22 protein-coding genes and 1 tRNA gene are annotated in these 20,550 nt (G+C 63.0%); 9 read left to right on the top strand and 14 right to left on the bottom strand.

Features of this window, described 5'->3' with window-relative positions; genetic code table 11:
* The first annotated feature begins 305 nt into the window (after positions 1 to 305).
* Together BRC58_04770 and BRC58_04765 are read left to right on the top strand one after the other, a co-directional pair.
* Positions 306 to 638: a transcriptional regulator gene (locus BRC58_04770; protein ID PSP18077.1), complete on the top strand. Its 333-nt coding sequence runs from the start codon at positions 306 to 308 to the stop codon at positions 636 to 638.
* Positions 639 to 716: 78 nt separating this feature from the next.
* Positions 717 to 1,205 carry a hypothetical protein gene (locus BRC58_04765; GenBank protein PSP18076.1) on the top strand — a complete coding sequence of 163 codons (489 nt, stop codon included), beginning with the start codon at positions 717 to 719 and terminating at the stop codon, positions 1,203 to 1,205.
* Positions 1,206 to 2,161: 956 nt separating this feature from the next.
* Here the strand turns inward: BRC58_04765 and BRC58_04760 are convergent.
* The 3 genes from BRC58_04760 to BRC58_04750 all read right to left on the bottom strand — a co-directional run bounded on the left by BRC58_04760 (position 2,162) and on the right by BRC58_04750 (position 5,494).
* Positions 2,162 to 2,341 carry a hypothetical protein gene (locus tag BRC58_04760; GenBank protein PSP18075.1) on the bottom strand — a complete coding sequence of 60 codons (180 nt, stop codon included), beginning with the start codon at positions 2,339 to 2,341 and terminating at the stop codon, positions 2,162 to 2,164.
* Positions 2,342 to 2,456: 115 nt separating this feature from the next.
* On the bottom strand, positions 2,457 to 4,673 hold the full coding sequence (katG, locus tag BRC58_04755; protein ID PSP18074.1) for a catalase/peroxidase HPI: 2,217 nt from the start codon (positions 4,671 to 4,673) through the stop codon (positions 2,457 to 2,459).
* A gap of 338 nt (positions 4,674 to 5,011) precedes the next feature.
* Positions 5,012 to 5,494 (bottom strand): DUF1817 domain-containing protein, encoded by a 483-nt coding sequence (locus tag BRC58_04750; GenBank protein PSP18073.1) that lies wholly within the window; start codon positions 5,492 to 5,494, stop codon positions 5,012 to 5,014.
* A gap of 59 nt (positions 5,495 to 5,553) precedes the next feature.
* Between BRC58_04750 and BRC58_04745 the strand changes: the two genes are divergently transcribed.
* A complete protein-coding gene (locus tag BRC58_04745) occupies positions 5,554 to 6,141 on the top strand; it encodes a chromosome partitioning protein ParA (protein ID PSP18072.1) in 588 nt (195 codons plus the stop codon).
* Here the strand turns inward: BRC58_04745 and BRC58_04740 are convergent.
* Together BRC58_04740 and BRC58_04735 are read right to left on the bottom strand one after the other, a co-directional pair.
* Positions 6,138 to 6,380, bottom strand: coding sequence for a hypothetical protein (locus tag BRC58_04740; GenBank protein PSP18071.1), 243 nt, complete (start codon positions 6,378 to 6,380; stop codon positions 6,138 to 6,140). The genes BRC58_04745 and BRC58_04740 overlap by 4 nt on opposite strands.
* Before the next feature lie 3 nt (positions 6,381 to 6,383).
* Entirely contained in the window at positions 6,384 to 7,562 is a 1,179-nt protein-coding gene (locus BRC58_04735; GenBank protein PSP18070.1) for a hypothetical protein, read from the bottom strand.
* Between the two features lie 273 nt (positions 7,563 to 7,835).
* On the opposite strand from BRC58_04735, the gene BRC58_04730 reads away from it, so the two are divergent.
* From BRC58_04730 to BRC58_04720, 3 genes are all read left to right on the top strand, one after another.
* On the top strand, positions 7,836 to 8,372 hold the full coding sequence (locus tag BRC58_04730) for a transcriptional repressor (GenBank protein ID PSP18069.1): 537 nt from the start codon (positions 7,836 to 7,838) through the stop codon (positions 8,370 to 8,372).
* 73 nt (positions 8,373 to 8,445) lie between these two features.
* Positions 8,446 to 10,137, top strand: a complete 1,692-nt coding sequence (locus tag BRC58_04725) for a DUF3685 domain-containing protein (GenBank protein ID PSP18068.1) — start codon at positions 8,446 to 8,448, stop codon at positions 10,135 to 10,137.
* Between the two features lie 80 nt (positions 10,138 to 10,217).
* Positions 10,218 to 12,098 (top strand): cell division protein FtsH, encoded by a 1,881-nt coding sequence (locus tag BRC58_04720; GenBank protein PSP18067.1) that lies wholly within the window; start codon positions 10,218 to 10,220, stop codon positions 12,096 to 12,098.
* Here BRC58_04720 and BRC58_04715 read toward each other — a convergent pair.
* A complete protein-coding gene (locus tag BRC58_04715; protein ID PSP18066.1) occupies positions 12,095 to 12,652 on the bottom strand; it encodes a M23 family peptidase in 558 nt (185 codons plus the stop codon). The two genes, BRC58_04720 and BRC58_04715, sit on opposite strands and share 4 nt — an antisense overlap.
* Before the next feature lie 125 nt (positions 12,653 to 12,777).
* On the opposite strand from BRC58_04715, the gene BRC58_04710 reads away from it, so the two are divergent.
* Complete coding sequence (locus BRC58_04710) at positions 12,778 to 13,119, top strand: hypothetical protein (GenBank protein PSP18065.1); 342 nt, start codon at positions 12,778 to 12,780, stop codon at positions 13,117 to 13,119.
* Here the strand turns inward: BRC58_04710 and BRC58_04705 are convergent.
* From BRC58_04705 to moaC, 4 genes are read right to left on the bottom strand one after another with little or no spacing between them, the layout of a single operon-like run.
* Positions 13,116 to 14,354, bottom strand: coding sequence for a lipid-A-disaccharide synthase (locus tag BRC58_04705; protein PSP18064.1), 1,239 nt, complete (start codon positions 14,352 to 14,354; stop codon positions 13,116 to 13,118). The genes BRC58_04710 and BRC58_04705 overlap by 4 nt on opposite strands.
* A gap of 13 nt (positions 14,355 to 14,367) precedes the next feature.
* Entirely contained in the window at positions 14,368 to 14,676 is a 309-nt protein-coding gene (locus BRC58_04700; GenBank protein ID PSP18063.1) for a thylakoid-associated protein, read from the bottom strand.
* On the bottom strand, positions 14,663 to 14,920 hold the full coding sequence (locus BRC58_04695; protein PSP18062.1) for a hypothetical protein: 258 nt from the start codon (positions 14,918 to 14,920) through the stop codon (positions 14,663 to 14,665). The genes BRC58_04700 and BRC58_04695 overlap by 14 nt, the downstream gene beginning before the upstream one ends.
* A gap of 41 nt (positions 14,921 to 14,961) precedes the next feature.
* Positions 14,962 to 15,459 carry a cyclic pyranopterin monophosphate synthase MoaC gene (gene moaC / locus BRC58_04690; protein ID PSP18061.1) on the bottom strand — a complete coding sequence of 166 codons (498 nt, stop codon included), beginning with the start codon at positions 15,457 to 15,459 and terminating at the stop codon, positions 14,962 to 14,964.
* 41 nt (positions 15,460 to 15,500) lie between these two features.
* Here moaC and BRC58_04685 point away from each other — a divergent pair.
* Positions 15,501 to 15,573: transfer RNA gene (locus BRC58_04685), tRNA-Arg, on the top strand.
* A 3-nt stretch (positions 15,574 to 15,576) separates the two neighbouring features.
* Here the strand turns inward: BRC58_04685 and BRC58_04680 are convergent.
* Both BRC58_04680 and BRC58_04675 read right to left on the bottom strand, forming a co-directional pair.
* The gene (locus tag BRC58_04680; GenBank protein PSP18060.1) at positions 15,577 to 16,839 is read right to left on the bottom strand and encodes an MFS transporter; all 1,263 of its coding nucleotides are present in this window, start codon (positions 16,837 to 16,839) and stop codon (positions 15,577 to 15,579) included.
* 14 nt (positions 16,840 to 16,853) lie between these two features.
* Positions 16,854 to 17,867 (bottom strand): glycosyltransferase, encoded by a 1,014-nt coding sequence (locus BRC58_04675; GenBank protein ID PSP18079.1) that lies wholly within the window; start codon positions 17,865 to 17,867, stop codon positions 16,854 to 16,856.
* An 87-nt stretch (positions 17,868 to 17,954) separates the two neighbouring features.
* Between BRC58_04675 and BRC58_04670 the strand changes: the two genes are divergently transcribed.
* Complete coding sequence (locus BRC58_04670) at positions 17,955 to 18,848, top strand: serine hydrolase (GenBank protein PSP18059.1); 894 nt, start codon at positions 17,955 to 17,957, stop codon at positions 18,846 to 18,848.
* On the opposite strand, the gene BRC58_04665 is transcribed toward BRC58_04670, so the two are convergent.
* A complete protein-coding gene (locus BRC58_04665) occupies positions 18,845 to 19,684 on the bottom strand; it encodes an alpha/beta hydrolase (protein PSP18058.1) in 840 nt (279 codons plus the stop codon). The two genes, BRC58_04670 and BRC58_04665, sit on opposite strands and share 4 nt — an antisense overlap.
* A 24-nt stretch (positions 19,685 to 19,708) precedes the next feature.
* Positions 19,709 to 20,503 carry a DUF2993 domain-containing protein gene (locus BRC58_04660; GenBank protein ID PSP18057.1) on the bottom strand — a complete coding sequence of 265 codons (795 nt, stop codon included), beginning with the start codon at positions 20,501 to 20,503 and terminating at the stop codon, positions 19,709 to 19,711.
* Between the last annotated feature and the right edge of the window lie 47 nt (positions 20,504 to 20,550).

The following is a 20,550-nucleotide window of genomic DNA, read 5'->3' as shown; positions in this document are numbered from 1 at the left end:
CCTCCTGTTCACGATTCAGGTGATCTTGCTATATATCCTGACAGTGGGGGACGGGTCGCTATTCTTTTATGGGTGGAGACAAAACTGGGGACAAAAGATTTCACGAACGACTTGTGCCACTAGCGGAGAGACTGTACGAAATCTATAGCAGTCGTAGACCACACGTGAACGGGGCTAGCTTGTTGGGCAAAACTCTGGGACTCTCTCAAACTGGGGATTGAAGCCCTCAGAGACAAGCCCACTTATCTGTTCACGATCCACGTGTTTTTGCTATATCTGGAGGAGATAAGGCAAGAGGGGCTGATATGAGCGGACACAAAAAATTCCATGACCTGACCCAAAAGTTCACCAAAAGCCAGAAAGATATTGTTGAGGACAAAAAAGCTCGCTTAAGAACCGAAATGGCGCTAAGCGAGCTGAGAGAAGCCCTCCAAATGACCCAGTCACAGCTAGGCGAAAGGCTATCGGTCAAGCAACCAGCTATTGCTAGAACAGAACAGCGGGATGATGTTAGTGTTTCTCATCTGCGCTCCATCATCGAGGCGATGGGCGGTGAACTCGACTTAGTTGCTCGCTTCCCTGAAGGAGAGGTCAAAATTAACGATTTCGCCGGAAGTCAGCAACACGACGAACGATAGTGCTCCTCATCTAAACGCTCAAAAGCATCTTCCGCCAAGCCGGTTGGTCATGGACCCCTCGTCGATGAGGCTTTCCTAATGCATTTCCCAATCGTCATTCATGCCGACTCGCAAGCAACCTACGGGGTTACCGTCACCGATCTGCCCGGCTGCTTCTCAGCCGGCAGCACTACGGACGAGGCCCTCCAGAGTGCGGTTGAGGCCATCGAGTGCCATGTTGAAGGCCTCCTGCTCGATGGCGAGGACTTCCCGACTAGCGGGTCTATCGAGCAACATGCTCGCAACCCTGAGCTAGCAGGTGGCACGTGGGCGCTAGTTGAGGTTGACCTCTCGAAACTCTCCGGTCAGGTGCGGCGCGTTAACGTCACCATTCCCGAACGAGTGCTGGAACGAATTGATGCTTACGCTAACCGGCATGGCACTTCCCGCTCGGGAGCGCTGACGGCGGCGGCACTTCAACTGCTCGCTAGTCAGTCTCCCGAGGAGGAGCCAACGGAGGCATTCGTCAATTCAGTGCAATCTCCGAAGCAGGCCTTCCAAGCTCATCGGCAGCAGCTATCCGCCTGACTACCCTGTAATAGCGCAACGAGTCCCTGAGTGGACTGTTCAAGCCAAGCAGCTACTAGCAGCGCAATCGCATTGAGCGTACTTTCAGCCGTTTTAAGGAATACCTTTGCCTGGCCACTACGCGCGATGTTCGCACGCAGCTCTATGAAAAGCGGGCGCAGAATGACCGCAAAACGGGAAACCAAAACGCTTACTTACGATTGCGAAGCATTAGCTTTGGGAAGCATATTATAGCTTTCTAAGCTCCAATAAAATCCTGGAACCTGATCGTTTTCGGGATTGCTGCTAGTAAAATAATTATCTGCAGAAGGATCTACTAGAAACGTTAACTTACTGCTACTCAAGGGCTGTATTTTATTGGCTGGCATGTTTCCAACTAACTCTATAATTCCCACATAAACACGATCCTCCATTTTAGTTAAATGTTCGACAGCCATGTCACTTAATAAGTCATCTTTCGATCTTGGCTGTGAACCAAGTGTACTTCTCTCGCCATCGCTTTCCTTTAATCTATAGCAGTCGTAGACCACATGTGAACGGAGCTAGCTTGTTGGCCAAAACTCTGGGACTCTCTCGAACTGGGAGTTAAAGCTCTCAGAGACAACTCTACCTATCTGTTCACGATCCACGTGTTTTTGCTATAGATTTTGCTTGTTTTATCTCTAAACTAGATTTTTCTGATAATTTTTGAACTGCTTTTTCCGATAAAGGTTTAGACAAAGTAACTGTAACGAGTATTCGCTCGTTAGGATTCACAGATGTTTCGATCCTATTGTTTTTCTTGTTAACTTGTTTCTTGTATTGCAATATTTCACTCTTAGAATCAATCATTTTATCATAACTCCCCATAAAAACTTGTTCTGCTGTTTCGGATCTATTAAGTTCGCTATTTTGTGCTATTGATACCGTGGCTGTTATACCGTCTAAATTTACCACCGGAATGCCCAGGAGTGACTTTACTGCGTCAGGTCATCATTAGAGAGATTGTAGTAAGCCGCGAACCGGCGGATTGCCGTGCCCTCAATTCCCGCCAAAAGCAGCCGATGCACGTCTAGAACCGACTGCACCCCCGAGTCGGCCGAGCGGCCAAAGCTCTCGAGGATTCCCGCATATTCCGCTTGCGCAGACGTTCCCATGAGTCGTGCTTCGCTTGCCATATTGGCAGCCTAGCACGTCAAACTGGCACGGGCTCGACTGTAGCGCGGAGCCGCACCAGACCCGAGCTGCAAGCGCAGCTGGGCCTGCAGGCCCTTACGCAAGGTCAAAGCGGTCCGCATTCATGACCTTGTTCCAGGCCGAGGCAAAGTCGCGTACGAACTTCTCCTGCGCGTCGTCCTGGGCGTAGACCTCCGAGATGGCGCGCAGCTGGGTGTTGGAGCCGAAGATGAGGTCAACCTGGGTGGCGGTCCACTTCAGCGCGTTGGTTTGGCGATCGCGGAGCTCGAACTGCTCTTCCGCTTCTGAGGTGGGTTCCCACTTCGTGTCCATATCGAGCAGGTTGACAAAGAAGTCATTGCTGAGCGTCTCCGGGCGATCCGTGAAAACACCGTGCTGGGATTGCTCGAAGTTGGCATTCAGCATGCGCATGCCGCCGACGAGCACGGTCATCTCGGGGGCAGTCAGCGTCAGTAACTGCGCCCGGTCGAGCAGCATCCGTTCGGCGGGCACGGTAAAGCGCGTCTTGAGGTAGTTGCGGAACCCATCAGCGACCGGCTCGAGCACCTGGAAGGCTTCTTCGTCAGTCCATTCCTGCGAGGCGTCGGTGCGTCCCGGATAGAAGGGCACCTCAATGTCATACCCGGCCTTCTTGGCGGCCTGCTCCACAGCAGCGTTGCCGCCAAGGACAATTGTGTCGGCGAGCGAGACCCGCTTGTTGCCAGACTGCGCGCCGTTGAAGGCTTTTTGGATGTTCTCCAGGGTCTCGACCACCTTCGCCAGCTGTTGGGGCTGATTGACCTCCCAATCTTTCTGCGGTGCGAGCCGGATGCGCGCGCCGTTGGCGCCGCCGCGCTTGTCGGAGCCGCGGAAGGTTGAGGCCGAGGCCCAGGCCGTGGCCACTAGCTCCGCGATCGACAGGCCGGAGCCGAGGATCTGCGCCTTGAGCGAGGCGATGTCTTGCGCGCCGATGAGCGCGTGGTCGACGGCAGGAACCAGGTCCTGCCAGATCAGGTCCTCCTGGGGGACTTCGGGCCCCAGATAGCGCGATTTGGGCCCCATGTCCCGGTGGAGCAGCTTGAACCACGCGCGCGCGAACGCGTCCTCGAGCTCGCCCGGGTTCTGGTGGAACCGCTGCGAGATCTCGCGGTAGCTCGGATCCACCTTCAGCGAAATATCGGTCGTGAGCATCATGGGCGCGTGCCGCTTCGACGGATCGTGGGCATCGGGCACCTTGTCCTGCTCCGCGACGTTTTTCGGCCGCCACTGATAGGCCCCGGCCGGACTCGCGGTCAGCTCCCACTCGTAGTTAAAGAGCATGTCGAAGTAGCCGTTGTCCCAGCGTGTGGGCTCGGGCGTCCAAGCCCCTTCAATACCGCTGGTCATGGCGTGCTCGCCTTTGCCCGTGCCGTAGCTGTTGTGCCAGCCCAGCCCCTGTTCCTGGAGCGGCGCTGCCTCGGGTTCCGGGCCGACGTGCTGGGGGTCGACCGCACCGTGGCACTTGCCGAAGGTGTGCCCGCCGGCAATGAGCGCGACGGCCTCGTAGTCGTTCATGGCCATGCGCCCAAAGGTCTCGCGAATGTCGTGGGCAGCGGCCTCCGGGTCCGGCTTGCCGTTGGGCCCTTCCGGATTGACGTAGATGAGCCCCATCTGCACGTTGGCGAGAGGCTGCTCGAGCTCGCGATCGCCGCTGTAGCGCTCGTCAGCGAGCCACTCCTGCTCGGGGCCCCAGTAGGTGTCGTCCTCGGATTCCCAGATGTCTTCGCGGCCGCCGGCAAAGCCGAAGGTCCTCAGGCCCATGTCCTCCATGGCGCAGTTGCCGGCTAGCAGGATCAGATCGGCCCAGGAAATGCGGTGGCCGTACTTTTGCTTGATCGGCCAAAGCAGCCGGCGCGCCTTGTCGAGGTTGCCGTTATCCGGCCAGCCATTGATGGGGGCAAAGCGCTGCGCCCCCCTGCCACCGCCGCCGCGGCCATCACCGATGCGGTAGGTACCCGCGGCATGCCAGGCCATGCGAATGAAAAGCGGGCCGTAGTGGCCGTAGTCGGCCGGCCACCAGTCCTGGGAATCCCGCATCAGGGCAAAGAGATCCTGCTTGAGGGCTTGCAGATCGAGCTGTTGGAATGCCTCCCTGTAGTTGAATCCTTCGTCCAAGGGATTGGACAAGGCAGAGTGCTGGTGGAGGATCGCGAGGTTGAGCTGGTGGGGCCACCAGTCGCGGAGCCCCATGCCATCGCCATCCAACTGCGTGCGAGCGCCGTGCATCACCGGGCACCGGCCTGCGCTCTGGGTGTCTTTTGCGTTTGCGGTCATATCTAGGGTCAGTTAGGGGGGTTGATCGATAAAAAACTGCAGGTGGAGGCGGGAGCTGGGTTGCCTGGCTCGCCCGCCCCAGTGCCGAACTGTCCTCGCTTGCCGGCATCCGATGCGCGATCGCGACGCGGGCAGTCGAGATACCGGCGCCTTCTAGCGCGGTTCCAACGGCAGCGGTTCCAACAGCCCAACAAGTCTCGGCGCTGTAGCAGCGTGCCCGCCATTGTAGCGATGGGGTTGGGATTGTGCCTGGCAAGGCTGGGGTCAGCCACTCGCCTTGCAGCCGCGACCGTCATTTCCCTAGCCGCGATCGCTAGCGGGCAGCCGCTCCCGAGCTGCTAGGACTGCGCCGCCAGATCGAAAAACGTATCGTCGAGCTCGTAGCCTAACATCTGCGCCATGGACTTGACGCGCGAGGTGCTGGATAGGCCCTGCGCGCCCAGCCAGTCGGTCAGCACGAAGATCTTGCGCATGACAAAGATCTCCAGGGCCTCGGGGTTGTACTGGATGCCCTCCGAGCGGCTGAACTGATGCGGCACTAGCATGGCGGCGTAGCGCGCCAGCTCGCCCGAGCGCCAATCCAGCGCAAACGGCAACCACGGATAGCGGGCATCGAGGCTGACGAACCACAGCCGGACTTCGGGGACCTCGGAGAGCTCGCGCGGATCGGTTTGCTCGCGCGGGAAGTCAATGTCAAAGCTGAGCTGCTGCTCGAGATCGGCAATGGCACCGCGCCGAAGCGGCTCGTCCACAACCTCGCGAATCGGGGCTAGATCGAGGTTGCGGATCTGGGTTGCATTGAGAGAAACCGTTGCCGTCATTAGAATGCCTCTCGATTTGCAGCCGACTCGTTCCTACCTGACATTCTCGAGGCTCCCGTATGTTCGTAACCGTTACGGCACTCAAAGGCGGCGTCGGCAAAACTACTACCGCCATTCACCTGGCAACTTACCTGCAGCAGCAAGCCCCAACGCTACTGGTCGATGCCGATCGCAACCGCTCGGCGCTGGTGTGGGCTAAAGAGGAAAAGCTCCCGTTTCGCGTGGCCTCTGAGGCCGGCTCCCATGCTGTCATCCGCAAGTACAACCACATCGTCATTGACACGCAACCGCGGCCCGAGCCCGACGACCTTAAAGATCTGGCCCAAGGCAGCGACCTGACGGTCCTGCCCACCACGCCCAACTCGCTGGATATGGATGCCACCTTCAAAACCCTGGAGCTACTGGAACCGCTAGGGGTGGCTTTTCGGGTCTTGCTGACCAAAGTCGATCCGCGCACCCGAAGCGGGCGCGAAGCCCGCGCGCAGCTGGAGGCGCGCAACGTGCCGCTGTTTTCGGTCGAGATTCCGCTACTGGTGGCCTACGAGCGGGCCGCCGAGCGCGGGGTTGCCGTTCGCGACTACACTGGAGCACGCGCCCGCCTGGCTTGGAAAAAGTACGAAGCCGTGGGCGAGCAAGTGTTGGCTTAATAGGGCGCCTCGCTTGCCGCGATGACCTCGCCATCGGCGATGGCGTAGCCCCAGTGCGGATTGCGCTGGGCTAGGCGCCGGGCAGCTGCCGTCTCGCCCAAGCGGCACAGCTCGGCAAGCTGGCGGTAGCCGGCTTCGACCTCGCGCCGCTGCCGCTCGCGCTGCCAGGCAGCCCGCTCTGCTTTTGAGGGGGCGCGGCGCCCGGGATCCCAAGCTGAGAACTGACCGAGCTGCTCCATGGCTCAAAACGGGTAGCGATCGACCACTTCGCCGCCTTCAATGGCATACCCCCACTCGGGATGGGCCGCAATTTGCCGCTCGACGTACTCGCGGCCCATGGGGGTTCGGTAGGCGCGGCGCAATGCCTCCAAGCTGGGAACCTCGGCCTCATCGGCAGGGGTATCGCTGCCGCCATCGGTCCCGCGCTGGGACGCCTGAGCGGTGTCCTCGCCGCCACCTTCGCTGCTGGTTTCGGCGGTGAGGCTAGCTGCCGGAGAACCTGCGCGGGCAAGCTTTTCCATGACGCTTTCTTTGGTGACCTGGCGCCGCTCGGTAAAGGACGAGGGCAGGGCCGGGTGCGAGACGCCGGCTTCGCGGGCCGTGATCGCCTCATCCGCCAGGCGATCGCACTTGCGCAAAAAGCCATCCCACAAATCTTGCCCCAAAACCGGGTCCCGCAGGTCGGCGCGCGCCTTGGCAACAGCAGCTTCCAGCGGTTCGCCCTTGTGGCGGTAGTACTGAATGCGCTCCTCCTCAAAAGCGGGATAGGGCACCCCCGGCGCCACTTCCCACTCGCGCTGGACCTGTTGCGACTCGCCCAGCGGGCGCCCGGCCGCAAACTCGTCCCAAAACGGCGAGTGGATGCCTTTGGTCAGCCCATCGATCACCTTAAAGGCCCAAGCCGAGGGGTTGCGCATGCCCTGCTGCTTGGCATACTCGAGCAGCGCGCGCTGGAATGCCTGCAACTGTTGCTCGGACTGCCACGGCCCCTGGAAGCGATAGTCCGGGCTAACGGGAACGCCAGCCGTCGGGCGGCGGACCGGGAAGTGCGGGTCAGCAGGTGCGGCGGGAGCTCGCTCAGGGGGACCGGCAGCACCATCCGCCGCCGGCGCATCCAACCGCTCGGCTAGGGGCGCCGTTTCGGGATAAAACGTGCAGCTCTGACCTTGCTGCGAACGCGCTTGCAGCAGCGAGCGGGCCTCGAGCAGCGCCCGCGCAAGTTGCTGCTCGTCGGCATTTAGACCGGTTGCGGCTTCGAGCTCGGCTGGCGTGCAGCTCACCCCACCCCCACCCTGGCGGGCCTGCCACTGCAACAGGATGGTATAGAAAATGGCGGCGGTCGCTCCCCCTGTGGCGCGCGCCAAGGCGGGATAGTAGCTGGCCGCAGGCCCTAAGGCTTGCAGTAATGCTCCTAGCTGCATGGCACCGTCTTGGCTGCCGGCAGCAGCTCCAGCGCTAGCTCAAGGGGACAACGCGCTCATCGATCCTGGCATATGCTAAGTCTGGGCAGTGGCAGCCTTCGCCGCACCTGCACGCCGATAGGCGGTCGCTGCTTGCAAGGCATGCAAGCTAAACTGGTAATGAGTATGAATAATGTTAAAAGCCGAGCCGGTTGCAATCGGGGCAGCTTGGACTGCGGTTGCTAGCGGCAGAGCGCAACGCACCATTTCTGCCCAAGGCAAGCATTAGGGCCCATGAGTCAAAGCAACCGCCAGCAGCAGGCTAATGAGAGCGAGCGCCGCGAAGCGCCCATCCGCTCGCTAGAAGATGCCCTGCAGCAGTGCCAGAAGCGCGGCATGCGCCTGAGCCGCCAGCGGCGCTCCATTCTGGAGCTGCTTTGGGAAGCAGACAAGCACCTATCGGCCCGCGAAATTTACGATCGCCTCAACTATCAGGGCAAAGAGATCGGCCACACCTCGGTTTATCAAAACCTCGAGGCGCTCTCCAGCCACGGCATTATCGAGTGCGTCGAGCACTGCGACGGCCGCCTCTACGGCAACATCAGCGAGGCGCACAGCCACATCAACTGCCTGGATACCGATCAAATCGTGGACATCCACGTCGAACTCCCGCCGGAGCTAATCCGCCAAATCGAGGCCCAAACGGGCATCGAAATCTCCGATTACCGCATCGATTTTTACGGCCGCTACAAAGCCGAACGGCCCACCCAAGCCGGCGGCGGCCCGCTGCCACCGGTCGTTCGCGCTCAAAGCGCCTCCTCCGGCGAGTAAGGCCGCTTGGAATGCGCCTGGGCCGTCAGTTAGGCTTAACGCGATCGCGCTGCGCGCAACGGGCGCTTAGGTTGTGACATCCGCTGGTGATCGCCCCCTCCGCATTGTAACGGTCGATGCCGATCAGGTCTTTCGGTGGGGGCTCGCCTCGGTACTGGAGGACGATAGTGGCATTGCCATCGTCGCGCAGCTCGAATCGCTGGCAGCGGCGTGGGATTATCTGCAACCGCCGGCAGGGACGGCACCGCCCGATCTGGTCGTGCTGGAGCCTCACTCGGGCGACCCGACAGAGGCAGCAGACGCCAGCCTGCAGCGCTGCCGGCAGCTCAAGCGCGACTTCCCGCGCATTCCCGTTCTGCTGTTGAGCGCGATCGCTGAACCGAGGTGGCTGGCAGCGGCGCAAGCCTGCGGCATTGAAGGCTACTGCCGTAAGGGAAGCTCGGCCGCAACGCTGGCAGCCGCCATGCGGGAAGTGGCAGCCGGCCGTCCGTCTTGGTCGCAGGCCCAGCTAGAGGGCCCAACCCCCTCGGCCAACTGGCTCTACCGACAGCGCCGCTCGGGAGTGCGCCAGATCGATGCCGAGCTGGCTGGCGTTCGGCTTCGCCTGAGCGACCCGCGCTTGCGCCTGCCGGACTGGTTGTTTTGGCAGGGCGTGCAGCGCGAGTTGCTCGCGGCCCGCTGGCTGATCGGCCAGCTGCTGCCGCTCGGGACAGGCGGCGCGACCCCCGAGCCGCCTAGGCCGGCCTTGCAGTCCGGCGAGCGTCCCTCAACGGGGGACACCGAGCCTCAAGATGCAGCCCAAATTGCCATTGCTGCAACGCTCGAGCGCGTCCGCGCCAGCACGGCCAATGCCACCGATCGCCCGCTCGAGATCGAGCTGCTAACCCCGGAGCGGCGGCGGGAACTGCTCTATACGATCCTCAAGCGCCTGGAAGCCCAGCTAGCGGAGCTGCGCTTTCTGGAGCTGGCCCCCGAGCAGCTGCCCGAGGCGCAATCGCGGCTGCTGCGCGAGCTGTGGCAAAATTCGCTGCTGCATTTTTTCGGCAAATACCATCCCAACCGCACGCCTACCGGCGATCCGCCCAGCTTCGATCTGATCCTGCAAAATGCGGCTCGCGTCGAGCGCGACATTCTGGAGCGCCTCCCGCTGGTGAGCGAGCTGTTTGCCTACCTGCTGTTCGAGCAGCCGCCGACCTTCGAGCGGGTCGATGCCTCGCAAACCCCGCCCACACCACAGCAGCGGGCCGAGCTGCTGCTGCAGAATCTCACCATCCAGGTTGGCAACGGCGTCATGCACGCCATTGCCAATACCTTCTCCGAGACGGATGCGGTCGTCAAAGCGCTCTACCGGCGCGAGTTTTGGTCCTCGCGCGCGATCGGGCGTTTCCGCAACAGCCTCTCCTGGCAGTACCGCCAGGACTACTACCTGTCCGAGCCGCGCGCCATATTCGAGAGCAAGTATCGCCTGCTGGCCTTTGGGCCCAACGGCATCCAAACGGTCGAGATTTACGGCCGGCGCCAGGCCGAGCTAGCCCAGCTGCGCGGCATTCGCTGGGGCGTAACCCTGGCCTGGGAGATCCGCGATGCGCTAGCGCCGCGGGTGCGCGTGATCGCCAGCTTTATCGGCGGCGGTGCGGTTTACGTGCTGACCCAAATTCTGGGGCGCGGGATCGGGCTGATCGTGCGCGGCGTCATCCAGCAAGCAGGGAGCGCGCTGCAAGAGGCGCGACAGCGCCGCAGCCAGGAGCAAGAGCAGCAAAAATAGCCCGGCAATGGCGGCGTTAGACTGGGAGCTAAGGCGCATAGCGTTCCTTAGTTGCCCACGCGATCCCCCATTCTAGGGTCATGACAGGATTGCTCCCCACCCGGCCGCGCAAGCAACGCTGGCTGTCGCTAGCGGCGGGCCTCGCCGCCATTCCTGCCGTTCTGCTCGGCAGTGCCAGCGCCACCCAAGCCCAAGACAAGCGCAACCAGTTCAACTACGGGGACCTGCTCCAGCAGCTCGAGCAGGGCAATGTGGAAAAGGTCACCCTCAACAAAAACGACCAAACGGCCCAAGTCAAGCTGAGCGGTCGGGCCGAGCCCCGTCAAGTTCGGCTTTTCCAGGACAATCAGGATCTCATTACCCGGCTGCAAAAGCAGGATGTCGCCATTGCCGTCAAAAACGGCTCGGATAACTCGCTGGCCATTGGGCTAGCCATCAACCTGCTGCTGTTTGCCATTTTGATCGGCGGGCTGGTGTGGTTCGTGCGCCGCTCCAGCAAGTCCTCGGGCCAGGCCATGAGCTTTGGCAAAACCAAGGCCCGGTTTCACATGGAACCCCAAACCGGGGTGAGCTTTGACGATGTCGCCGGCATTGAGGAAGCTAAAGAAGAGCTGCAGGAGCTGGTGAGCTTTCTCAAAGAAACCGAGCGGTTTACGGCAGTGGGCGCGCAAATCCCCAAAGGGGCGCTGTTGGTGGGAGCGCCCGGAACGGGCAAAACCCTGCTGGCCAAGGCAGTCGCCGGCGAAGCTGGCACGCCGTTTTTTAGCATCTCGGGATCGGAGTTCGTCGAGATGTTTGTCGGCGTGGGGGCCTCCCGCGTGCGCGATTTGTTCAAAAAGGCCAAGGAAAATGCCCCCTGCCTGGTGTTTGTGGACGAAATCGACGCCGTCGGGCGCCAGCGCGGTAGCGGCATTGGGGGCGGCAACGACGAGCGCGAGCAGACGCTCAACCAGCTGCTCACCGAAATGGATGGCTTTGAAGCCAACACCGGCGTGGTGGTGATCGCTGCCACCAACCGGCCCGACGTGCTGGATGGGGCGCTGCTGCGCCCGGGACGCTTCGACCGTCAAGTCACCATCGATCTGCCTAGCTACGCCGGACGCCTGGGCATTCTGGAGGTCCACGCGCGCGATAAAAAACTGGCTCCCGAGGTATCGCTAGCCAACGTCGCCCGCCGAACGCCCGGCTTTTCCGGCGCGGATTTGGCCAACTTGCTCAACGAAGCTGCCATCCTCACCGGACGGCGCCAAAAGGATGCCATCTCGATGCGCGATATTGATGATGCCATCGATCGCATCACCATCGGCATGACACTCAATCCGCTGCTCAACAGCAAGAAAAAGCGCCTGATCGCCTACCACGAAGTGGGCCATGCCCTGCTGATGACGCTGCTGGAGCATGCCGATCCGCTCAACAAAGTCACCATCATCCCGCGCTCGGGCGGCGTCGGCGGCTTCTCCCAAGCCACTCCCGATGAAGATGTGATCGATAGCGGCCTCTACAGCCGCGCATGGCTGCTCGACCAAGTAACGATCGCGTTAGGCGGTCGAGCGATTGAGGAAGAAGTGTTTGGCGAGGCCGAGGCAACCAGCGGCGCCAGCAACGACTTGCGCGCGGTCGCCAACCTGGCGCGCGAGATGGTGACGCGCTACGGCATGTCCGATCTGGGACCGCAAGCCTTTGAGAGTGAAAGTGTCCCCGTCTTTTTGGGGGGCAACTGGGGCAACGGGTCCGAGTACTCGGAAGAGGTGGCTGCCCAAATTGATCGGCAAGTGCGCGCGATCGCTACCCACTGCTACGACAAAGCGCGCCGCCTGATCCGCGAAAACCGGCAGCTCGTGGACGACTTAGTCGATATTTTGATCTACGAAGAAACCATCGACGGCGAGCGCTTCCGCCAGATTGTAGCGGCTTACACCCAGCTACCGGCGCGCCAAAAGCAGCTCGCCCCGTCGCGCTAGCCTGCGCCAGCAGCTTCCATCTTGCGCAGCACGCGCGCCGGATTGACGAACTGCCCCTGATACTTGAGCCCCCAATGCAGGTGGGGACCCGTGGTGTTGCCGGTTGTGCCGACGCGGGCAATGCGGGCGCCGGTGGGTACGGTCTGCCCTTGCCGCAGCCGGATGCCGCGCGTGCGGTAGTAAGCGCCGTTGTGATCGTGCTCGACGCTGCCTTGCAGGTGGCAGTAGATGTGCTTCCAGTCCCCCGAGCGCACGATCGCCATGGTGCCGCAAGCGGGGCGCTCGGCCACCTTGACCACGCGGCCGGCCCACCAGTTGCGGACGTAGCTGCCTTGGGGCGCGGCCATGTCTAGCCCGTGGTGGAAGTCTCGGCCGCCGCCGCCACTGGCCCCATTGGGGGCGTTGCGATAGCCGTAAGGGGAGGTATAGCCCTGAAAGGCCTCAATTGGAAATGAGGCCTCCTGCCAAACTGATGCCGCAGCTGGCGGCGCAGTCGAGGCCGCTGCAGCCAATGCAGCCCAAGCGGCCAGTCCGTAGCGGATAACCTCGCGCATGCTGCCGTTCCCTTCCTCGCACCGGCGCGATTTTAGCCTCGCTCTCCATAGCGTCAAGACAAGCGCTCGCGCCTTGCTGTTACAAATTGTTAAGCTTGCAGGCAAGCCACTTGCTGGGTCCAGCCATGCTTGCGCTCCCCATCGATACAACGGCCCTTGCCGCTGCCTGCCTCTGGTCGTTTGCCCTTTATTTAGGTGGCGAATCCCCGCGCGAGCGGCTGACTGTATGGCTCGAGCGGCGGCTTGGGCCCATCGAATGCGCGCTGCGCCGCTCGGAACCGGCTGCTCCCCATGCCTTGGGTGCCTCGGTTTTGAGCATCGTTCCCTTTTTGCTGGCAGGCGCGCTCTGCAACTGGGGCATCGCGCATACCTTGGGCGCGCGTTGGTCGGTAGCGGTCAGCCTGCTGGCCTGCGCGGCATGCGGCATTTACGAGCTGGGCCGCCAGTCTTACCGCTCCGATGCCTAGCGCGCGATCGCGGCAATGGCGAGATCGGCCAGGCGCTCGGCCGCCCCGGGCTGACCGCACGCTTGCTGCAGGCGCTGGCGCCTTTGGGCCAGCTCCTCCGATTGCTGCAACCAAGCCAGCGCCAGCGCTGCCACGCGCTCGGGGGTAAGCTGCCCGACTAACTCAGGCATGACGGTTTCTCCCGTCCAAATATTGGGCCAGGCAAAAGCGCGCTTTTGCCGCAAGACCCAGGCGTTGATGAGCTTGGCCAGCGGCGCGCCCACCCCCGGCAAGTTGGCTAGCAAGCCCGGCACGCCATCCCAGGCGCGCATGGCATCCAGCTGCTGCGTGGGCAACAAGACAATGGCTGGCACGCCCAGCGCGCCCAACTCGGCCGTATTGGCCCCAACCGTGGTCAGGCAGAACGTGCAATGCGCCAGTTGCGGGTGGGCGGGAAAGTGAGTCCATAGGGCCACCGTCGTGCCGCGCGCGGTGGTGAGGATTAGTTCGTCGCCCGCGCGCTCCAGCGTGGCGCTGGTGCCCCCAACGCGCGAAACCAGGGGATTGCGCGCGGGATCGCCAAAGCGCGCCAGCGCCGCCGGGTCCAGCGTGGGCGCCACGGGGAGAGCGAACCGGGCCTGCGGGCATTGAGCCTGAATGGCCTCGGCGCTGGCCAACATCAGCGGCAGCCCCTGCGCGAGTTTGGCGGGTTTCGATCCGGGTAGCAGCCCCACTAGCGGCTGGCTCGGTGGTGCCGGCGGGCCGGCCCCCGCGCTGACATCAGCCATCAAATCGCCCACGACCGCGATTTTGGCGCGATGGTGGCGTGGCGCGCGCGCGGCAACCTCGGGGCGCGGGACGCCAAAGCGGTCGTGCCAGCGCAGCCAGCGGGTTTCCCATTCCCCATAAACGACAGTGGGATAGCCCAAGCGCTTGCCAATGGGCAGCGGAAAGAACTGGTCGCCGCCTAAAAACAGTACGACGCCGCGATCGCGCCAGTCCCATCCCTCAGCGGTACGCCCCCAGAGCAGAAATGGCCAAAAGTGCTGCGGCCCCTGCACCCGATCGAGCGGCAGTAACTGGCGCGCCATCTGCGCCTCAGTGCCGGTGGCGTTGCGGCAAGGGGCCAGCACCAGCGACAGGCGGGCGCGATCGCCTAGGCGCTGCCGCAGGCACTCCATCACCGGCCGCACCCACGTCGCAATCTCGCCCGGCCCATTGGAGAGGATGAGAATGTCAGCGGGCGGAACCGACACAGCCGAGTAGCGGCTACAGCCGGCGCTGGTAGTCTTCGAGCTGCTCCACCAGATCGGTTTGACTTTGCGGAGGAATTAGCTCTGCTAGGGAGAGTTCTCGCTGGCCGCCCCCCAGTCGGACGGTGACCTGGCGCAGCGCAGCTTGCACGTCGCGTTCGCTAATGGCCTGCTGCTCCAGCACCGGATAGAGCTGCTCGGCTAGCGGCCGATGCAGGCGCGCGTCCGATAGGTAGAGGTGCCAGTTGGCAACATCGATGTAGGCCGCTTCGCCAATTTCGGCTGCCAGGGCCTCGATGGCTTGCGTGGTTTCAGAATCGGCCATGGGAGCTCCGAGCGCGCTCGGCAAGCGCGAAGGCATAGACTGCATGCGCGAGTACGGCCAAGCCCCACCCGCCGGTGAGCCACGGTGCCCAAGCCCAGTGGGCCTGCTGCAGGTTGTGAAAGAACCACAGCCCCGAGTTGGTTGCAGCGAACGCGCCCAAGTGAACGACCCAGTTGATGCGATCGGCCAAGCGTCGGTAATCGGGGTCGGTGCGAGTGGGCGGGCGCGACCAGCGCGGTGGCAAGGCAGCTCCTCGCAATCGCTTGTCAATTCAATTGTAAGGCGTCACTCCCCCTCGCGCGCGCTCTGGGAGCGGCCTCCCGTTTTGTGCAGCAAGCGCACCGAGCCGATCTCCATGGTTTGCTCTAGGGCTTTGGCCATGTCGTAGAGCGTCAGGGCTGCCACCGAAACGGCCGTCAGGGCTTCCATTTCCACGCCCGTGGCCGCTTGGGTGCTCGCGCTGGCCTGGATGTGGTAGCCCGGCAGCTGCGGATCGGCTGTCAGGGTTACCTCGACGTGATGCAGCGGCAGCGAGTGGCAGAGCGGAATGAGCCGATCGGTTTGTTTGGCGGCCATGATGCCCGCTAGCCGGGCCGTTGCCAGGACATCGCCTTTGGGCGCGTTGCCTGCCGCGATCGCCTCGAGCGTGGCCGCTCGCATCCGGACGCAACCGGCCGCAACGGCCTGGCGCGCCTGCTCGGGCTTGCGCGAGACATCCACCATCTGCGCCTCGCCGCTGGCATTCAGGTGCGAGAGCGCCTCATCGGAGCGCGATTGTTCCATGATGTGGGCCTGTGATAGCGTAGGAAGCCGGCAGATTGCCAGGGCTTGTAGCTCAGGGGACAGAGCACGTGGCTACGGACCACGGTGTCGGGGGTTCGAATCCTCCCAAGCCCGCTTTCACTGCGTTTGCTCTAGGGCGTAGGCGTCCCGGCTGCGGCCGGTGGCAAACCGCAACGAGTGTGCCAGATTGCGGTTGGCGCGCGTAACGAACACCAGCAGCGCCACTGCGACCAAGCCAGCGGCCAGCGCAAACAAGCCGCGATAGCCTAGCGCTTGCGCCAGGACGCCCACAAACGGGCTGGCCAGGGCGATGCCTAAATCGAAGCCGCCCACGCAGATGGAATAGACGCGACCGCGCTCGTTGGCTGCCGAGCGATCCGCCATGAGCGCAATCGACATGGGGAGCAGCGTTCCAGCTCCCACCCCCTGCACCAGCGCGGCCAGGATAAAGTCAGCGGGCGTGCGCGCGCCCGCCAGCAGCACCATGGCTGTGGCGTAGCAGAGCAGGCTCCCGGTTATGAAGGCGCCGCGCCCGTAGCGATCGGAGGCGCGCCCGGCAAAGGTCCGGACGATAAAGCTCGCCAGCGCCACGATGGTGTAGTACAGCCCCGGGTTGAGCGCAACGCCCAAATCTCGGATGAAAAGCGGCAGGAAGCTGGCAATGGCCCCAAACACCAGCCCCATGAGAAACAGTACCGCCGTCGGCACCCGCAGCCGCGGGCTGGCCAGCAGCTGCCAGAACCTCTGCGAGCCGCCGGCACCGCCGCGATCGCAACTCGGGGCATCGGCCACTTGGCTGGAGAGCGCGAATCCCACCAGGCCAATAGCACCTGCTAGGCCGAATAAGGGGCCGTAGCCCACCTGCGCTTGCAAGTAACCGCCGCCCGCCGTGCCGATCGCCATGCCGATGGGGACCACCAGGCTCATGTAGCCGATGAGCTCGCCTTTTTTATCGGGTGGGGACCAATCGACCACCAGGGTGCTGTAGCCAGTGGTAAATGCAGCAATGCTGATGCCGTGGAAGCCACGGATCGCCACTAATAGCGGAATCGAGTCAACGGCCCAATACCCCAGCGGCGCCACGCCCCCCACCGCCGTCCCAATGGCGACAGCCAGCTTGCGACTGCGCCGATCCGCCAGCCGGCCCAGCCAGGGCCGAAACAGCAGCAACCCGGCTGCAAAGCTGCCCATGACCAGCCCCACCTGCTGCTTGCTCCCGCCCACATCGCTGATGTAGGCCGGGAGCGTGGGCAGCATTGCCGTCAGGCCGATCCAAAACGAGAGGCCGGCAACGAACAGAAACAGCAGGTTTTTGAGTTGTGCCGGTTGAAGCTCGCGGAGGCTGTTGGCCGCAGGTTGCACGGTTGGGGAGCGCCCCATTCAGCGATGGCTACTTAACCATTCTTAACAGATTGGCGCTCTACGACTTCCCTAACCCGATAGATCGGCCGGTCCTGGGACTCGTGGTAGGTCCGCATCAGCAGCTCGGCCAGCAGGCCGAAACAGAACAGCTGCACGCCGGCCAGCAGCAGGATGGCTACCAGCAACAGCAGCGGGCGATCGCCGATGTCCTGCCCCAGCGCGTACTTGACGTAAGTCAGATAGCTCCCCACCGCGACGCCGGCTGTCATGGAGAGAAGTCCCAGCAAGCCAAAAACGTGCATGGGGCGCGTCAAAAATTGCTGCATGAACCAGACCGTCAGCAAATCCATCAGCACGCGGAAGGTGCGCCCCAGGCCGTACTTGCTGCGGCCGTGGCGGCGCGGGTGGTGGTGCACCGGCAGCTCGGCAATGCGGGCGCCCTCAATAAAGGCCAGCGCCGGTAGGAAGCGGTGCAGCTCGCCGTAGAGGTTCAAATCAGCGACCAGATCGGCGCGGTAGGCCTTGAGCGAGCAGCCGTAATCGTGCAATTGCACGCGCGTGACTTGCCCGATGAGCCAGTTGGCCACCTTGGAGGGCAGCAAGCGCGCAATCGCGGCGTCCTGGCGGTTCTGGCGCCAGCCGCTGACCAAATCGTAGCCATCGGCCAGCTTGCGCACCAACTGCGGGATGTCGGCAGGGTCGTTTTGCAAATCCGCATCGAGCGAGACAACGGCACCGCCGCGCGCGTAGCGAAACCCGGCTGCCAGTGCCGCGCTCTGCCCGTAGTTGCGTCGCAGTAGAATGGCGCGCAGGTCCCCCCGCTCGCGGGCTAGCTGCTTGAGCAGCGCTGCCGAGCCATCTGCCGAGCCGTCGTCAACGCAGACGATCTCGTAGCGCCACGAGCTCAGAGCAGCGGCAATCCGCTCGCACAGCGAGCCCAAGCTCTGGCATTCGTTGTAGATGGGAACGACCACCGACACGAGCTTGCTCTCCCGAGCATCCCCATCTGGCTCGGTACTGGCCGGGGGCGCTTGGCTGGCGGGCAGGTGATGGGGCAACGGCCATCGAGCGGATGCATCCAGCCCAAATCGTAAACGCCAACGCCGCCGGCAGGGAGTTTTTGAGCCTAAGCCATGCCGTTTTTTCGCCGCGATGCCGCGCTCGTGCCCTTGGGTACCGACATCATTGCTCGCGCGCGGGCCGAGTTCGCTAGCCTCACCGCCGATCGCCTGGCCCTGAGTTGGCTGATTGCGGATGGCGATCCGCCCTTGCGCAGCTTCAGCCACCGCGGGCGCGAGCCCATCTACCCGGCCAGCCTCATCAAGCTGTTCTACGCCACCGCCATCCAGCAGTGGTTGCAGCAGGATCGGCTCGCCCCCTCAGCCGAGCTCGAGCGCGCACTTCGAGATGCTCTGGGGCCTTCCAGCAACGATGCCACCAGCCTGCTGGTGGATCTGCTCACCGATACCACCAGCGGCCCCGACCTGCCGCCCGAGGCCTTCGAGCAGTGGCAGTGGCAGCGCAACCGCATCAACCGCTACTTTGGCTCATTCGGTTGGCCGGCGCTAGCAGGCACCAACCTCAACCAAAAAACCTGGTCCGATGGCCCCTACGGCCGCGAGCGGACCTTTGTGGGTCGCAACCTCGAGAATCGCAACCGGCTTACCACCGATGCCACGGCTCGGTTGCTCTACTGCATTGCCAGCGGGATGGCTGTCTCACCCCAGCGGGCGCAGCACCTGCGCGCGCTGCTGGCCCGCAGCCTCGATCCCAGCGAGCGCACCCAACACGATGGCGAGGACCAAGTTAGCGGTTTTTTGGGTGAGGGACTCCCGGCCGGCGCGCGCTTGTACGCCAAAGGCGGCTGGACTTCGCACGTGCGCCACGATGCGGCCTACATCGAGCTGCCCGGCTGCCCGCCCTACGTGCTGGTCGCTTTCACTGAAGGTACCGATCTCGATCGCGGCATCTTGCCGTTTGTCTCCAGCGCCGTGGCGGCGGCCATGGGCGAGCTGGCGCAGCGCTAGCGGCCGCCCTCCAGAAACGAACGGACCGCCTGTTCGAAGGCAGCCGGCGCAACCAGGAACGCCCAATGGTTGCCCGGCACCGAGCGGACCTGCAGCTTATCGGCGTGGCGCCGCAAGGGGGCGAGCTGCCACACCATGCGGTTGAGCCCGCGCTCGGGGATCAGCAAGAGGGTGGGATGGGGCAGTGGCGCGCGCAGTCCCGCTACCTGCAGGACCTCGGCAAAGGCCTCATCGCGCGCGGCAAGGGCAAACTTGCGCCGCCACCAGCCATCGGTTCCGCGCTCGAGGCTGGCGCGAAACGCCTGCTGCTGCCAGCAGGACCAACCGCGGTATTGTTTCATTCGCCGCGCCTGTTGTTGGGCGCGCTCGTAGCTAGCGTAGGGCCCCAAGCCTTGCAAAAACGGCAGCGTGCGGTACAGCAGCGGAAACGTCAGGCGGAGCCAGCCGGGCAGCCGCCCGATGTAGAACGGATCGACCAGCACGAGCCGGCGCAGCCGGTGCGGCGATCGCTGCGCCCAGAGCGGCAGCAGCTTGCCCGTCCAGGAGTGGCCCAGCGCATCGGCCGCCGACCAGCCCAAGGCATCAAACAGGGCCTCCAAATCGCCCATGAGCTCGGCAAAGCCGTAGCCGCGGGCCGGCTTGTCGCTATCGCCATGGCCGCGTAGGTCCGGCGCGACGACGTGGTAGCGATCGCCTAGCGCTTCGCCCAGGCAGCACCAAACGGCGGCGCAGTCTGCCAGGCCGTGCAGCAGCAGCAACGGTACGCCGCCCGGGTTCCACTCCAGGTAGGAGAGCCGGAGCTGGGGCAGCGCGAGCGTGCGGCGCACCGGCGGCATGGGTCGTTTGCAACCTAAGGGCGCTTACCCCGACTGCGGCACGCGCTCGATTTGGGCGTAGCCGCTAAACAGCATGGTTTTGCCCTCGGTCTCCAGCCGGTTGAGCCGCATGGTAACCCCATCCAAATCGAAGCGATCGAGGTCCACCATATCGTTGAGGATCTCGCCCAGCACCGGTACCAGCTGCTGCGCGCTCGCTTGCTGCGCTTGCGGCACGCCATCGGCTTCAAACTGAATGTCTTTGAACCGGATGCGGCGGCGGCGCTCGACGCTCAGCGTGCAGCTCAAGCAAACGGGAATGGGCTCTCCCTGCGACAGTTCAGCGTGGGCCCAAAGCTGGATGCGGTTGTGCGGCAGCAGCTCAACTTGCACGTTGGTAAACGAAACCGGCTGGCCGCCCGACAGGGCTGTCAGGTTGGGATCGGTTAGGTTATCCAGGCGCTTACGCACCAGCTGCGCTTGAAAGGCTTGGTTGATGTCGTGCTCGGTCAGCTTGACCTGCGCGATCGCCTGCGTGGGCTGCTTGAGGGCAATTTTGCCTTTGAGCGCGGAGCTAAAGTCGATCGAGACGGCATCGGTCTCGAACGACATGGCCTCGGTGCGAAACACCTTGCGGATGACCAGCCCCCGACCGCTCATTTTGAAGCTGTCGATGCTGCCCTGGAGCAGCTTGTTGGAGGGGCTGCACTCCACCGAAACGTCGATGGCCTCGCACTGGGAAAACAGGTGGCGCAGCGTCTTGGTCGCCACCGAGTTGAGCAGGTTCTGCCCCCAATCGGCACCCTGACGGTTTTGAAGTTGCGCGAAGCCACCCACCATAGAACTGGCAAACTATCCCAGCGATTGCCTCCCTTGTAACAAAATAT

Source organism: Cyanobacteria bacterium QS_8_64_29 (assembly GCA_003022125.1).
GTDB lineage: Bacteria > Cyanobacteriota > Cyanobacteriia > Cyanobacteriales > Rubidibacteraceae > QS-8-64-29.
The sequence above is the reverse complement of the archived record's forward strand: the minus strand, read 5'-3'. Positions and strand labels throughout refer to the sequence as shown.